General features: G+C 59.1%; 13 protein-coding genes. 12 read left to right on the top strand and 1 reads right to left on the bottom strand.

What is annotated here, in order from left to right; genetic code table 11:
* Positions 1–10 precede the first annotated feature (10 nt).
* The 3 genes from fliQ to flhB are packed head-to-tail and all read left to right on the top strand — an operon-like array spanning position 11 to position 2209.
* Positions 11–280 (top strand): flagellar biosynthesis protein FliQ, encoded by a 270-nt coding sequence (gene fliQ / locus BLL42_RS06280; RefSeq protein ID WP_071551271.1) that lies wholly within the window; start codon positions 11–13, stop codon positions 278–280.
* Positions 281–283: 3 nt separating this feature from the next.
* Entirely contained in the window at positions 284–1066 is a 783-nt protein-coding gene (gene fliR / locus BLL42_RS06275) for a flagellar biosynthetic protein FliR (RefSeq protein WP_071551270.1), read from the top strand.
* A gap of 3 nt (positions 1067–1069) precedes the next feature.
* Positions 1070–2209 carry a flagellar biosynthesis protein FlhB gene (flhB, locus tag BLL42_RS06270; protein ID WP_071551269.1) on the top strand — a complete coding sequence of 380 codons (1140 nt, stop codon included), beginning with the start codon at positions 1070–1072 and terminating at the stop codon, positions 2207–2209.
* 404 nt (positions 2210–2613) lie between these two features.
* On the opposite strand, the gene BLL42_RS06265 is transcribed toward flhB, so the two are convergent.
* Positions 2614–2910, bottom strand: a complete 297-nt coding sequence (locus BLL42_RS06265) for a DUF3077 domain-containing protein (protein WP_071551268.1) — start codon at positions 2908–2910, stop codon at positions 2614–2616.
* Between the two features lie 579 nt (positions 2911–3489).
* Between BLL42_RS06265 and flhA the strand changes: the two genes are divergently transcribed.
* From flhA to BLL42_RS06220, 9 genes are all read left to right on the top strand, one after another.
* Positions 3490–5619 carry a flagellar biosynthesis protein FlhA gene (flhA, locus tag BLL42_RS06260; RefSeq protein ID WP_071551267.1) on the top strand — a complete coding sequence of 710 codons (2130 nt, stop codon included), beginning with the start codon at positions 3490–3492 and terminating at the stop codon, positions 5617–5619.
* Positions 5620–5630: 11 nt separating this feature from the next.
* Positions 5631–6962, top strand: a complete 1332-nt coding sequence (gene flhF / locus BLL42_RS06255) for a flagellar biosynthesis GTPase FlhF (RefSeq protein ID WP_071551266.1) — start codon at positions 5631–5633, stop codon at positions 6960–6962.
* 114 nt (positions 6963–7076) lie between these two features.
* Positions 7077–7907, top strand: coding sequence for a flagellar synthesis regulator FleN (fleN, locus tag BLL42_RS06250; RefSeq protein WP_019692370.1), 831 nt, complete (start codon positions 7077–7079; stop codon positions 7905–7907).
* Positions 7904–8644, top strand: a complete 741-nt coding sequence (gene fliA / locus BLL42_RS06245) for an RNA polymerase sigma factor FliA (protein ID WP_007894214.1) — start codon at positions 7904–7906, stop codon at positions 8642–8644. Before fleN ends, fliA begins: the two co-directional genes overlap by 4 nt.
* A 165-nt stretch (positions 8645–8809) precedes the next feature.
* On the top strand, positions 8810–9181 hold the full coding sequence (locus tag BLL42_RS06240) for a chemotaxis response regulator CheY (RefSeq protein ID WP_064378627.1): 372 nt from the start codon (positions 8810–8812) through the stop codon (positions 9179–9181).
* Positions 9182–9212: 31 nt separating this feature from the next.
* Positions 9213–10001: a protein phosphatase CheZ gene (locus BLL42_RS06235; RefSeq protein WP_071551264.1), complete on the top strand. Its 789-nt coding sequence runs from the start codon at positions 9213–9215 to the stop codon at positions 9999–10001.
* A 53-nt stretch (positions 10002–10054) separates the two neighbouring features.
* Entirely contained in the window at positions 10055–12289 is a 2235-nt protein-coding gene (locus BLL42_RS06230; protein WP_071551263.1) for a chemotaxis protein CheA, read from the top strand.
* Positions 12290–12338: 49 nt separating this feature from the next.
* Positions 12339–13478, top strand: a complete 1140-nt coding sequence (locus tag BLL42_RS06225) for a protein-glutamate methylesterase/protein-glutamine glutaminase (protein ID WP_071551262.1) — start codon at positions 12339–12341, stop codon at positions 13476–13478.
* Positions 13478–14218, top strand: coding sequence for a flagellar motor protein (locus BLL42_RS06220; protein ID WP_071551261.1), 741 nt, complete (start codon positions 13478–13480; stop codon positions 14216–14218). Before BLL42_RS06225 ends, BLL42_RS06220 begins: the two co-directional genes overlap by 1 nt.
* Positions 14219–14226 lie beyond the last annotated feature (8 nt).

Raw genomic sequence — 14226 nt, 5'->3', positions numbered from 1 at the left:
GTAGGGCGATATGACTCCTGAAGTTGCGGTAGACCTGTTCCGGGAAGCGCTCTGGCTGACCACCATGATGGTCGCCATATTGGTCATTCCAAGTTTGCTGGTGGGCCTGCTGGTGGCGATGTTTCAGGCTGCCACCCAGATCAACGAACAGACCCTGAGTTTCCTGCCGCGTTTGCTGGTGATGCTGGTCACGCTGATCGTTGCCGGTCCGTGGCTGATACAAACCTTCATGGAATACATACTGCGCTTGTACACCAGTATTCCGCAGTTGATCGGCTAAGCCATGTCGCTGCTGGCGCTGACCGACGCGCAAATCAGTACCTGGGTGGCCAGCTTCATGCTCCCGTTATTCCGGGTTGGCGCGGTGCTGATGACCATGCCGATTTTTGGTACGACCCTGGTGCCAAAGCGTATTCGGCTGTACTTCGCGCTGGCGATAACGGTGGTTATCACGCCGGGTTTGCCGCCGATGCCGCAGGTCAGTCCGCTGGACTTGAGTGGTCTGCTGCTGATTGCCGAACAGATCCTGATTGGCGCGTTGCTGGGGTTCTCCTTGCAGTTGTTCTTTCAGGCGTTCGTGGTGGCCGGGCAGATTATTTCGATTCAGATGGGCATGGGCTTCGCGTCCATGGTCGACCCCACCAACGGCGTGTCGGCGGCCGTCATCGGGCAGTTTTTGACGATGCTGGTGACGCTGCTGTTTCTGGGCATGAATGGTCATCTGGTGGTGTTTGAAGTCCTCACGGAAAGCTTCACGACCCTGCCGGTGGGCAGCGGCATGCTGGTCAATCACTTCTGGGAAATGGCCGGCAAGATGGGCTGGGTGCTGGGAGCCGCGCTGCTGCTGGTGCTGCCGGCTATCACCGCGCTGCTGGTGGTCAACATTGCCTTTGGGATCATGACCCGCGCGGCGCCGCAACTGAATATCTTCTCTGTCGGTTTTCCGCTGACCCTGGTGCTGGGCCTGGTGATTTTCTGGGTCAGCCTGGGGGACATTCTCAATCAGTACCAACCGTTGGCCACCGAGGCCTTGCAGTTGTTGCGTGATATGGCACAGGCGCGCTGAGTCATGGCTGAAAGCGAGAGCGGTCAGGACAAGACGGAAGACCCCACGGACAAGCGCAAAAAGGACTCCCGTGAAAAGGGCGAGATCGCTCGCTCCAAAGAACTCAATACCTTGGCGGTGATGCTGGCCGGGGCGGGCGGGTTGCTGATCTACGGCGGCGGTCTGGCGCTGGATCTGTTGGAAATCATGCGGCTGAACTTCTCCCTGCCGCGTGAGGTGGTGCTTACTCCGGACGCCATGGGCCTGTATTTATTGAAGTCGGGCAAGATCGCGATTATCGCGGTGCAGCCGGTGCTGCTCACCTTGCTGCTGGCGGCAATCATTGGTCCGATTTCCCTGGGGGGCTGGCTGTTTGCGGGCAGTAGCCTGGCGCCCAAGTTCAGTCGAATGAACCCGGCCAATGGCCTCAAGCGGATGTTTTCCTCCACGGCCTTGATTGAGTTGCTTAAGGCCTTGGCAAAGTTTCTGTTGGTACTGTTCGTCGCGCTGAGTGTGCTGCGGTCGGACATCGACGCCTTGTTGCGAATCGCCCATGAACCGCTGGAACAGGCGATTATTCACAGTGTGCAACTGGTGGGCTGGAGCACCTTGTGGATGGCGTGTGGGTTGATTCTGATCGCGGCGGTCGATGTGCCGGTTCAGCTTTACCAGAGTCACAAAAAACTGCTGATGACCAAGCAGGAAGTGCGTGATGAGCACAAGGACCAGGAAGGTCGTCCCGAGGTTAAGCAGCGGATTCGCCAGTTGCAGCGCGAGATGTCCCAGCGGCGGATGATGGCGGCGATTCCCGAGGCTGACGTGGTCATCACCAACCCGACCCACTACGCGGTGGCGCTCAAGTACGATCCGGAGAAGGGTGGAGCGCCGATGCTGGTCGCCAAGGGTAATGACTTCCTGGCGCTGAAAATCCGCGAAATCGCAGTCGCTAACAACGTTTTGCTGCTCGAGTCGCCGGCCCTTGCACGTTCGATCTATTACTCCACCGAGCTCGATCAGGAAGTTCCCGGTGGGCTCTATCTGGCGGTCGCCCAGGTGCTGGCTTACGTCTATCAGATTCGCCAGTACCGCGCCGGCAAAGGAAAGCGGCCGGAGCCGCTTAAGGATGATTTGCCGATTCCGCCGGATTTGCGCCGGGATTCCTGACCGGCTCATCTCTTGGCGGTGTACGCCGATCAAAATTGTGGGACGGGCCGGGCGACGTTCGTTTGCCTGCGATGGCGGCCTGACAGCCGACCTGTCTTTCGCAGGTGTACATATCCATTTCTGCGGTAACGGCCACTTACGGTTTCGCCCTTACGGCGCCTCACTTTTCCAGACGCCGAAAAGTAAGCAAAAGGCTTCGCCCCAAGCGTACGGCACCTCGCTAAGGCTCGGCGTTCCTTCGCTCCGGCATTCATCAGGGGGCATCGCCTACGGTCGGCTTCGCTTCGACCTCCTCTCGATGTGTTCGACTGCGTCGAACTGCGCTGCGCGCCTTCCCCCTGATGAACGCCTCCACTCAGCCTCCCGAAGGGGCGGGTGGATCAAGATCAAGAGCTGCAGGCGAGCTAACGCTCGGCCTGTTGATGGTTGTTCGATACGGCTATGACTTTCACCACGTCATCAATGACGGCTTTGCTCATCTCCTGCAAGTAGTGGGAGGCCCAGGCATAGCGGTCGGTTTTGCGCTCCATCGCTGCATCTTCGGCCAGCATCTTGGAGAGGTGGAGCAGGTCAGAGACGTGGGACAAGGCAGTGAGCAGCGGGACACCACTGTTGACGCGGAACAGGGCTTGATCGTGGTGGATGGAGAAGGGGGTGAGGCCGGCGGTTTTCAGGTCTTGGAGATGGGGAGCTTTGTGCATGGTGAGTTCTCGTTTACTGGTTGGAGCTGCCTCGTTCGTTTCCAAGCGAATGGGTGGCAGCTGTACGCAGGTTGGAAACCGGGGTAAACGAGCCCGGCAGACCCGAAGGTCTCCCGCGCACAGCCGCCATAAAGCATGGGCGTAAAAAAGCGCCAGCATACGTTATGAAGGGCGCTTTTGCGCCGTTTACACTTCGGGTTTCCACGCCCGGCCACTGATTTGGCAGCGACCACCGAAGACTAGTGATGCGATTTCCGAGGGGCAACCTTGAAAACCTGTCGGACGTTTCCCGGTGTTTTGCAGGTTTGTGGTCGTATTCTTAGGACAGGCGTTGAATGTTCCGGCCCCATCGCGGGCAAGCCACGCTCCTACAGAGGTCGGCGCTGACCGCAAAATCAGCGTTCGACACAGAACCTGTAGGAGCGTGGCTTGCCCGCGATGAGGCCGGCCCAGACACCACAAATCCTCCCGCAACTCCTTCTGTTTCAAACCCCCGCAAAAGTTGGAAGGCTTCTTGCAATAGCCGGTCTGCGCCCGCTTCAGGCGTCAAAAGTTTGCTTCAAGGAACGGGGAATACCGGTGGATCGCTCTCAGTTAATCAACAGTGCCCGCAGCAACCTGGCAGACCTCAGTCGAGGCAATCTGGGTGTGCCGCTGTTGCTGCTGGTCATGCTGGCCATGATGATGTTGCCGGTCCCGCCGTTCCTGCTCGATGTGTTCTTTACCTTCAACATTGCGCTGTCGATCGTCGTGCTGCTGGTCTGTGTCTATGCCTTGCGGCCGCTGGACTTTGCGGTGTTTCCGACGATCCTGCTGGTCGCCACGCTGATGCGGTTGGCGCTGAACGTGGCCTCGACCCGGGTGGTGATGCTTCACGGTCAGGACGGTCATGCCGCCGCCGGTAAGGTGATTCAGGCCTTCGGTGAGGTGGTGATCGGCGGTAACTACGTGGTCGGTATCGTCGTCTTCGCGATTTTGATGATCATCAACTTCGTCGTGGTGACCAAGGGTGCTGGACGGATTTCCGAGGTCAGCGCACGTTTCACCCTCGATGCGATGCCAGGCAAGCAGATGGCTATCGACGCCGACTTGAACGCCGGCCTGATCGACCAGCCCCAGGCCAAGCTACGTCGTATGGAAGTGGCCCAAGAGGCTGAGTTCTACGGTTCGATGGACGGTGCCAGCAAGTTCGTGCGCGGTGACGCCATCGCCGGTCTGTTGATCCTGTTCATCAACCTGATTGGCGGCATGGCGGTCGGGATCTTCCAGCATGGCATGACCTTCGGTGATGCTGGCAAGGTCTACGCATTGTTGACCATCGGTGACGGTTTGGTGGCGCAATTGCCATCACTGCTGTTGTCCACCGCTGCGGCGATCATGGTGACTCGTGCTTCCGGTTCGGAAGACATGGGCAAGCAGATCAATCGGCAGATGTTCGCGTCCCCCAAAGCGTTGGCAGTGGCGGCCGGTTTGATGGCGGTCATGGGCCTGGTGCCAGGCATGCCGCACTTCTCCTTTCTGAGCATGGCGGCTGTGGCCGCGGGCGCCGCGTACCTGTTCTGGAAAAAGCAGAACGTCACCAAGGTTCAGGCTCTGGAGGAGGTCAAGCGCCAGCAGGAGCTGCTGCCTTCGCCGGCACGGGCCATGGAAACCAAAGAGCTGGGCTGGGATGACGTGACCCCGATCGACATGATCGGTCTGGAAGTCGGTTACCGGCTGATTCCGTTGGTGGATCGCAACCAGGGTGGCCAGTTGCTGGCGCGGATCAAGGGGGTGCGCAAGAAGCTTTCCCAGGATCTGGGTTTCCTGATGCCGACCGTGCATATTCGCGACAACCTCGACTTGGCGCCGAGTGCCTACCGTCTGACCCTGATGGGGGTGATTCTCGCCGAGGCGGAGATTTATCCGGATCGCGAACTGGCGATCAACCCTGGACAGGTCTACGGCACGCTCAATGGCATCACCGCCAAAGATCCGGCCTTTGGTCTGGAGGCGGTCTGGATCGAAATCAGTCAGCGCCCGCAGGCACAGTCTCTGGGCTACACCGTGGTCGATGCCAGTACGGTGGTGGCGACTCACCTCAATCAGATTTTGTACAAGCACTCCAGCGAGCTGATCGGCCACGAAGAAGTTCAGCAACTCATGCAATTGCTGGCCAAAAGCTCGCCAAAGCTGGCCGAGGAGCTGGTGCCGGGCGTTGTTTCACTGTCGCAACTGCTCAAAGTGCTGCAAGCCTTGTTGGCCGAACAGGTTCCGGTACGCGACATTCGCAGCATTGCCGAAGCCATCGCGAACAATGCCTCCAAGAGTCAAGATACTGCCGCTCTGGTGGCCGCCGTGCGGGTTGGCGTATCGCGCGCTATCGTCCAAAGCATTGTAGGCACTGAGTCCGAGCTGCCTGTGATCACCTTGGAGCCAAGGTTGGAACAAATATTGCTCAATAGTCTTCAGAAGGCAGGACAAGGCTCGGAAGAGGGTGTTTTGCTGGAGCCAAGCATGGCAGAGAAGCTGCAGCGTTCGTTGATCGATGCCGCGCAGCGTCAGGAAATGCAAGGTCAACCGGTGATTCTGCTGGTAGCAGGTCCGGTACGCGCGATGCTCTCGCGGTTCGGACGTCTGGCAGTCCCGGGGTTGCATGTGTTGGCGTATCAGGAAATTCCTGACAACAAGCAAGTGACCATCGTTGCGACAGTAGGGCCCAACGGCTGAGGTAGTGGTTTATGCAAGTTAAGCGTTTTTTCGCCGCCGATATGCGTCAGGCCATGAAGCTGGTTCGCGACGAGCTGGGCGCGGATGCCGCGATTATCGGTAATCGCCGGATCGCCGGTGGTGTCGAGCTGACGGCCGCCCTGGATTACAAGCTGTCGGCCCTGGCCCCGCGTGTGCCGAACATCGAACTCGAAGACGAGTTGCGCAAGACCCAGTCGCGGATCGTCACGGCTCAGGCTGAATTGAGCCTGCGTGGCGATGGTGAGGGCGACGCGAGCGTCGGTACCAATCGCCAGCTGTTCGCCGGCCTGCCGCTGACTGCTGCGGAACCTTTGGTCGAGCCGAGCTTCGCTGAGCGGTCGCGTCCTGCTCCCGCGCCAGCACCGGCTGCCGGGGTCGATCCGCGCGCTTTCGACTCGATGCGTTTCGAGCTCAATGGTTTGCGTGAATTACTCGAAGTGCAGTTGGGTTCGCTGGCCTGGAACCAGTTGCAAGGCAGTCGTCCGCAGCAAGCCAATCTCTGGCGTCGCCTGCAACGCATCGGCCTGTCCGGCCCGCTGTCGCGCGATCTGCTGGAACTGATTACTGAAATTGAAGAGCCCCGTCAGGCCTGGCGCATGTTGTTGGCGCACCTGGCGCGGATGATCGTCACCCCTGAGATCGAACCGCTCGAAGAGGGGGGCGTGATTGCCATGGTCGGCCCTGCCGGCATGGGCAAAACCACGACACTGGCCAAGCTGGCCGCACGTTATGTGCTCAAGTACGGCGCGCAGAACATCGCGCTGGTGAGCATGGACAGCTTCCGCATTGGCGCTCAGGAACAACTCAAGACCCTGGGGCGTATCCTCAATGTCCCGGTGACTCACGTCGACCCGGGCCAGTCCCTGGCTCAAGCCCTTGATCCGCTGCTGCGCAAGCGTGTGGTGTTGATCGACACCGCCGGTCTGCAGGCCAGTGACCCGGCATTGCGCATGCAGCTGGAAAGCCTGGCCGGTCGCGGGATCAAGTCGAAGAATTATCTGGTGCTGGCCACTACCAGCCAGAAACAGGTGCTGACGGCCGCTTATCACAGTTACAAGCGGTGCGGGCTGGCAGGCTGCATCCTGACTAAACTGGATGAAACGGCGAGTCTGGGCGAAGTGCTGAGCCTGGCAATCAGTCACGAATTACCTGTCGCTTATCTGACCGATGGGCCAAGGATCCCGGATGATCTACATTTACCGCGCCGGCATCAGTTGGTCAGTCGCGCAGTAAGCGTGCAGATGCAGGAAGAACCCAGCGAAGAAGCCATGGCTGATATGTTCGCTGACCTCTACCACAGCCCGACCAAGCGCGTCGGCTGAGGTAATAATGAATAGATTTGTATCTACATCGATGGCCTGCCATGCATTGTTCCGAAGTGAGCGCGCAGCCAGTCATGTAGCCCGCGTCTAAGCAAGACAAGGTAAAGAACGAACATGGGCAGCATGCATCCCGTACAGGTGATCGCAGTGACCGGCGGCAAAGGTGGCGTCGGGAAGACTAATGTGTCAGTGAACTTGTCCCTGGCTCTTGCTGAGCTCGGCCGGCGCGTCATGCTGCTGGACGCCGATCTGGGGCTGGCGAACGTCGACGTCCTGCTGGGGCTTACGCCCAAGCGTACGCTGGCCGACGTCATCGAAGGCCGCTGTGAACTGCGTGATGTATTACTTCAGGGGCCGGGCGGAATTCGTATTGTTCCCGCAGCGTCCGGTACCCAGAGCATGGTTCATCTGAGCCCGGCCCAGCATGCAGGCCTGATTCAGGCATTCAGCGACATTGGCGATAATCTCGACGTATTGGTGATCGACACGGCAGCGGGTATTGGTGAGTCGGTCGTCAGTTTTGTTCGCGCAGCCCAGGAAGTGTTGCTGGTGGTTTGCGATGAGCCGACCTCGATCACCGACGCCTACGCGCTGATCAAACTACTCAACCGCGATTACGGCATGAACCGCTTCCGCGTGCTGGCCAACATGGCGCAAAGCCCTCAGGAAGGACGGAATCTGTTCGCCAAGTTGACCAAGGTCACGGACCGCTTTCTCGACGTCGCCTTACAATACGTCGGTGCGGTTCCTTACGACGAATGCGTGCGCAAGGCCGTGCAGAAGCAGCGCGCTGTGTATGAAGCGTTTCCTCGCTCCAAATGTGCGCTGGCGTTCAAGGCCATCGCGCAGAAAGTCGATACCTGGCCGCTGCCTGCCAACCCGCGTGGGCACCTGGAGTTTTTCGTCGAGCGTCTGGTGCAGCAAACTGCGGGTCCGGTTCTATGACAGCCAGCGGTTACAACCTGTACAAAAAGTCGGCGCGTGACGCGCAGTACGAGCTGATCGAGCGTTACGCGCCACTGGTAAAACGCATTGCCTATCACCTGCTGGCCCGCTTGCCGGCCAGTGTTCAGGTCGAAGACCTGATCCAGGCAGGAATGATCGGTTTGCTTGAAGTGTCGACCAAATACGACGCGAGCAAAGGCGCGAGTTTCGAGACGTACGCGGGGATACGTATCCGTGGCGCGATGCTCGATGAAGTCCGCAAGGGTGACTGGGCGCCACGCTCGGTCCACCGCAATACCCGGATGGTGAGTGACGCGATTCGCTCAATTGAAGCTAAAACCGGGCGTGACGCTAAAGATCACGAGGTTGCGGCCGAACTCCAATTGAGTCTCGACGATTATTACGGGATTTTGAATGACACCTTGGGCAGTCGCCTATTCAGCTTCGACGATCTGTTGCAGGACGGCGAGCATGAAGGACTGCACGAGGATGGCGCGAGTGCTCATCTCGAACCGTCGCGTGACCTGGAAGATGAACGCTTTCAGGCTGCACTGGCGGATGCGATTGCCAATTTGCCGGAGCGTGAGCGACTGGTGTTGGCGCTGTACTACGACGAAGAGCTGAACCTCAAGGAAATCGGTGAGGTCCTGGGGGTCAGTGAATCGCGGGTCAGCCAGTTACACAGCCAGTGCGCGGCCCGTTTGCGGGGGCGTTTGGGGGAGTGGCGAGCGCGCTGACAGCAGTGTGGGGACACTGCGAACGAAACAGGCATGGCGTAAAGCTGTGTCGGTCTTCATCCGTTGTGCTCCGACAGTCGTTGAGTGCTCTGCCTGATTGATTGAATGGCGTGTTCAGGTGCTGAACGCGTTTAAGACTGCTTGGAGGTCGAATTGGACAAGAACATGAAAATCCTCATCGTTGATGACTTCTCAACGATGCGGCGGATCATAAAAAACCTGTTGCGTGACCTTGGGTTCACCAACACGGTCGAGGCCGACGATGGCGTCACTGCCATTCCGGTACTCAACAGCGGGAGCATCGACTTTCTGGTAACGGACTGGAACATGCCTGGCATGACCGGTATCGATTTACTGCGTCACGTGCGCGCCGATGAAAAGCTCAAGCACCTGCCGGTGTTGATGGTCACTGCCGAAGCCAAGCGCGAGCAGATCATCGAAGCCGCTCAAGCCGGTGTAAACGGCTATGTGGTCAAACCCTTCACGGCCCAGGCGTTGAAAGAGAAGATCGAAAAAATATTCGAACGCATCGGTTGATGTGCGGAGCCACTGCGCCACGGGGGGAGCTATGGAGCAAAGAGAATCTTCACAGGGCGATTTCGAATCGACTCTGAAAAAACATGCCCAGGAACTGGTCGAAAGCCTTGAAAAGGGCAGGTTCGGCGACGCTGTGCAACTGATCCATGAGCTCAACCAGACCCGTGACCGCGGCCTGTACCAGGAGGTGGGCAAGCTCACTCGTGAATTGCATAGCGCGATCGTCAATTTTCAGATTGACCCGCACATGCCGCAAGCCGAGGAGGTTTCGCAGATCACGGATGCTACCGAGCGCCTGTCCTATGTGGTCAAGCTGACCGAAGCGGCCGCGAACCGGACCATGGACCTGGTCGAGAACAGTACTCCGCTGGTCAATGGTCTGAGCACTGACGCGCAGGCCTTGAGCGCAGACTGGGGGCGCTTCATGCGCCGCGAAGTCGGTGCCGAAGAGTTTCGTGAGCTGGCCCGGCGCGTCGACGGTTTCCTGACGCGTAGCGTCGAGCAGGCTCAGGTCGTCTCGGGCAACCTCAACGATATTCTGTTGGCTCAGGATTACCAGGACCTGACCGGTCAGGTGATCAAGCGCGTGACCCAATTGGTCACCGAAGTCGAAAGCAACCTGCTCAAGCTCGTGCTCATGGCCAGTCAGGTGGACCGCTTTGCGGGCATCGAACATGACCGTGAAGCGATGCTGGCTGAAAAAGATCCGCAAAAACATCTCTCGCAGGGTGAAGGTCCGCAGATTCATGCCGATAAACGAGAAGACGTTGTGTCCGGTCAGGACGATGTGGACGATTTGTTATCCAGCCTAGGATTTTAGAGTTTTAGCATTTTAGGTTTTTTAGGTTTTTAGACCTTTAGGAGCACCCCTTAATGAGCTTCGGCGCCGATGAAGAGATCCTTCAGGATTTCCTGGTTGAGGCCGGCGAGATTCTAGAGCAACTGTCCGAGCAACTGGTCGAGCTGGAAAGCCGGCCAGATGATGCGGATCTGCTCAATGCAATTTTTCGCGGTTTTCACACTGTAAAAGGGGGCGCCGGCTTCCTCCAGCTCAACGAGCTGGTGGAGTGCTGTCACATCGCCGAGAACGTGTTCGACATCCTGCGCAAGGGTGAGCGTCGCGTCGACTCGGAACTGATGGACGTGGTTCTCGAAGCGCTGGACGCGGTGAACAGCATGTTCAGCGAAGTCCGTGAGCGTGCACCGATCACTGCGGCTACGCCAGAACTGCTGGCAGCTCTGGCCCGTCTGGCCGAACCTCAATCGGCCGATGTGGCGGCACCTGTTGCCGAGGTGGTCGAAGCACCTGTCGCTGAAAGCGAATCGGGCGACATCACCGACAACGAATTCGAACTGCTGCTCGACTCGCTGAACGCGGTCAAGGCTGAGGCCCAAGCATCCGTTGCCCAGGCACCTCAAGTGGCTGCCGGCAGCGATGAAATCACCGATGCCGAGTTCGAGTCGTTGCTCGATCAGCTGCACGGCAAAGGCCAGTTCGCCGCCGACGCGGTGGCAGCGCCAACCGCACCGGCTGCCCCGAAAGCGGCAGGCGACAGCTCCGACATTACCGACGACGAATTCGAAGCACTGCTCGATCAGTTGCATGGCAAAGGCAACTTCGCCGTTGATGCTCTGGAATCGGCGATTGCTGCCGTTCCGGCGCCAGCGGTACCTGTGGCTGCTGCCGCTGGCGGTGATCTGATCTCCGATCACGAGTTCGAATCGCTGCTCGACGAATTGCATGGCAAAGGCCAGTTCACTGAGGTCGGCACAGGTTCTGCTGCTTCGGTGGCGGCTCCGGTCGCCAAGGCCGCGGCACCCAAGCCTGTCGCAGCAGCGCCCGAGCCAAAAGCTGAAGCGCCGAAGCCTGCCGCCGCTGCTGCACCGGCTCCAGCTCGCGCACCTGCTTCACCGCCACCGGAAAAACCGGCCAGTGAAGCCGAGACCACCGTACGTGTGGATACCGCGCGCCTCGACGAAATCATGAACATGGTCGGCGAACTGGTACTGGTGCGTAACCGTCTGGTTCGTCTGGGACTCAACAGCGGCGACGAAGCCATGTCCAAGGCCGTGTCGAACCTCGACGTGGTCACGGCCGACTTGCAGACCGCGGTGATGAAGACCCGGATGCAGCCGATCAAGAAAGTCTTCGGGCGCTTCCCGCGACTGGTTCGCGACCTCGCGCGCCAGTTGAAGAAAGAGATCAACCTGGAGCTGGTCGGCGAAGAAACCGACCTCGACAAAAACCTCGTCGAGGCCCTGGCCGACCCGCTGGTCCACTTGGTGCGCAACTCCGTCGACCACGGTATTGAAGAGCCGGCTGATCGCGAAGCCATGGGCAAGCCCCGCAGCGGCAAGGTGATCCTGTCCGCTGAGCAGGAGGGCGACCACATCCTGCTGTCCATCTCTGATGACGGCAAGGGCATGGACGCTGATGTTCTGCGCGGTATTGCCGTGAAGAAAGGCTTGATGGACAAGGATGCGGCGGACCGTCTCAGCGAGACCGACTGCTTCAACCTTATCTTCGCTCCGGGCTTCTCGACCAAGACCGAGATCTCTGATGTCTCCGGGCGTGGCGTGGGCATGGACGTGGTGAAAACCAAGATCGCCCAGCTCAACGGCACCATTAATATCTACTCGACCAAGGGCAAGGGTTCGAAGATCGTCATCAAGGTCCCGTTGACCCTGGCGATCATGCCGACGCTGATGGTCATGCTCGGCAACCAGGCCTTCGCCTTCCCGCTGGTCAACGTCAACGAGATTTTCCACCTCGACTTGTCGCGCACCAATGTAGTCGACGGTCAGGAAGTGGTGATCGTGCGGGACAAGGCACTGCCATTGTTCTACCTCAAGCGCTGGCTGGTCAGCTCCGCCGCTCACGAAGAGCAGCGTGAAGGCCATGTGGTGATCCTTTCGGTGGGCACTCAGCGGATCGGCTTCGTCGTCGATCAGTTGGTGGGCCAGGAAGAAGTGGTCATCAAGCCATTGGGCAAAATGCTCCAGGGAACCCCGGGCATGTCCGGCGCCACCATTACCGGTGACGGCCGCATCGCCTTGATTCTCGATGTTCCGAGCATGCTCAAGCGTTACGCCGCACGGCGTATTTGATTCTGGCGGAGCGGGGCGACTGAGCCTCGCTCCGTCTAACGGAGTGTTTATGGCAGTCAAAGTCCTGGTGGTGGATGATTCTGGTTTTTTCCGCCGCCGCGTCTCGGAAATTCTTTCGGCGGACCCTAGTATCCAGGTTGTCGGTACGGCGACCAACGGTAAAGAGGCGATCGATCAGGCCCTGGCCCTCAAGCCAGACGTGATCACCATGGACTACGAGATGCCGATGATGGATGGCATCACGGCGGTGCGGCACATCATGCAGCGCTGTCCTACCCCGGTGTTGATGTTCTCCTCGCTGACGCACGAAGGCGCTCGGGTCACGCTCGATGCGCTGGACGCTGGCGCGGTGGATTTCCTGCCAAAGAATTTCGAAGACATCTCGCGCAACCCCGAGAAGGTCAAGCAACTGCTGTGCGAAAAGGTCCACAGCATTTCGCGCAGTAACCGTCGTTTCAGCGCTTACAGCGCTCCAGCTCCAGCGGCCGCGCCAGCCCCAACGCCGGCACCTTTGAGTTTCGGCAGCAGTGCAGCTACAGCTGCGCCTGCGCCTGCGCGTCCGGTACCGGCACCGATTCCCGCGCGTGCGCCTGTTGCCAGCACATCGTCACCGGCACCGAAACGCAAAGCCTACAAACTGGTTGCCATTGGTACGTCAACCGGTGGACCGGTCGCGTTGCAGCGGGTGCTGACACAGCTGCCGGCCAACTTCCCGGCGCCGATCGTGTTGATCCAGCACATGCCGGCGGCCTTCACCAAGGCTTTCGCCGAGCGTTTGGACAAGCTCTGCCGGATCAGCGTCAAGGAAGCCGAAGATGGTGACATCCTGCGTCCTGGTCTGGCCTTGCTGGCACCGGGTGGCAAGCAAATGATGATCGACGGCCGGGGCGCGGTGAAAATCCTCCCGGGCGACGAGCGTCTGAATTACAAACCCTGTGTGGACATCACCTTCGGTTCGGCGGCCAAGTCCTACGGCGACAAAGTTCTGGCGGTAGTCCTTACCGGCATGGGCGCCGATGGTCGTGAAGGCGCGCGTCTGCTCAAGCAGGGCGGCAGTGCGGTCTGGGCTCAGGATGAAGCCAGTTGCGTGATCTATGGCATGCCGATGGCGATCGTCAAAGCCGATCTGGCAGACGCGATTTATGGCCTTGACGATATCGGCAAGCATTTGGCCGAGGCGTGCATCTGATGGATGTTTTAAGCCTTATCGGGATCATCATGGCGTTCATCGCCATTATTGGTGGCAACTACCTGGAAGGTGGTCATCTCGGTGCCCTGGCCAACGGCCCGGCGGCGTTGATCGTGCTTGGCGGGACTATTGGCGCTGCGTTGTTGCAGTCGCCGATGAGTGCCTTCAAGCGCGCCATGCAGATTTTTCGCTGGATCCTGTTTCCACCTCGCGTCGACCTGGCGGGTGGCATCGACCGTGTGGTCAACTGGAGTCTCACTGCGCGCAAGGAAGGTTTGCTCGGGCTTGAAGGCGTGGCGGACAGTGAACCCGACAGCTACTCGCGCAAAGGCTTGCAACTGTTGGTCGACGGCGCTGAGCCCGAGTCGATTCGCAGTATTCTGGAAGTGGATTTCTACACCCAGGAAAGCCGTGACATCGAAGCCGCCAAAGTCTTTGAAAGCATGGGCGGCTACGCGCCGACCATCGGCATCATCGGTGCGGTCATGGGCCTGATTCACGTCATGGGTAACCTTGGCGATCCGTCGCAACTGGGTAGCGGCATTGCCGTGGCTTTTGTCGCGACCATCTACGGTGTGGCCAGCGCCAACCTGGTGTTGCTGCCGATTGCCAGCAAGCTCAAGTCCATCGCATTGCGCCAGTCGCGTTATCGCGAAATGCTGCTGGAAGGCATTCTGTCGATTGCCGAAGGTGAAAACCCTCGCTCCATCGAGTTGAAGCTTCAGGGTTTCATGGACTAAGGGAATAA

It is taken from the genome of Pseudomonas frederiksbergensis, assembly GCF_001874645.1.
In the GTDB taxonomy this organism is placed as follows: Bacteria; Pseudomonadota; Gammaproteobacteria; order Pseudomonadales; family Pseudomonadaceae; genus Aquipseudomonas; species Aquipseudomonas frederiksbergensis_B.
Note: the sequence above shows the minus strand (reverse complement) of the source record. Positions and strands in the feature narration are given on the sequence as shown.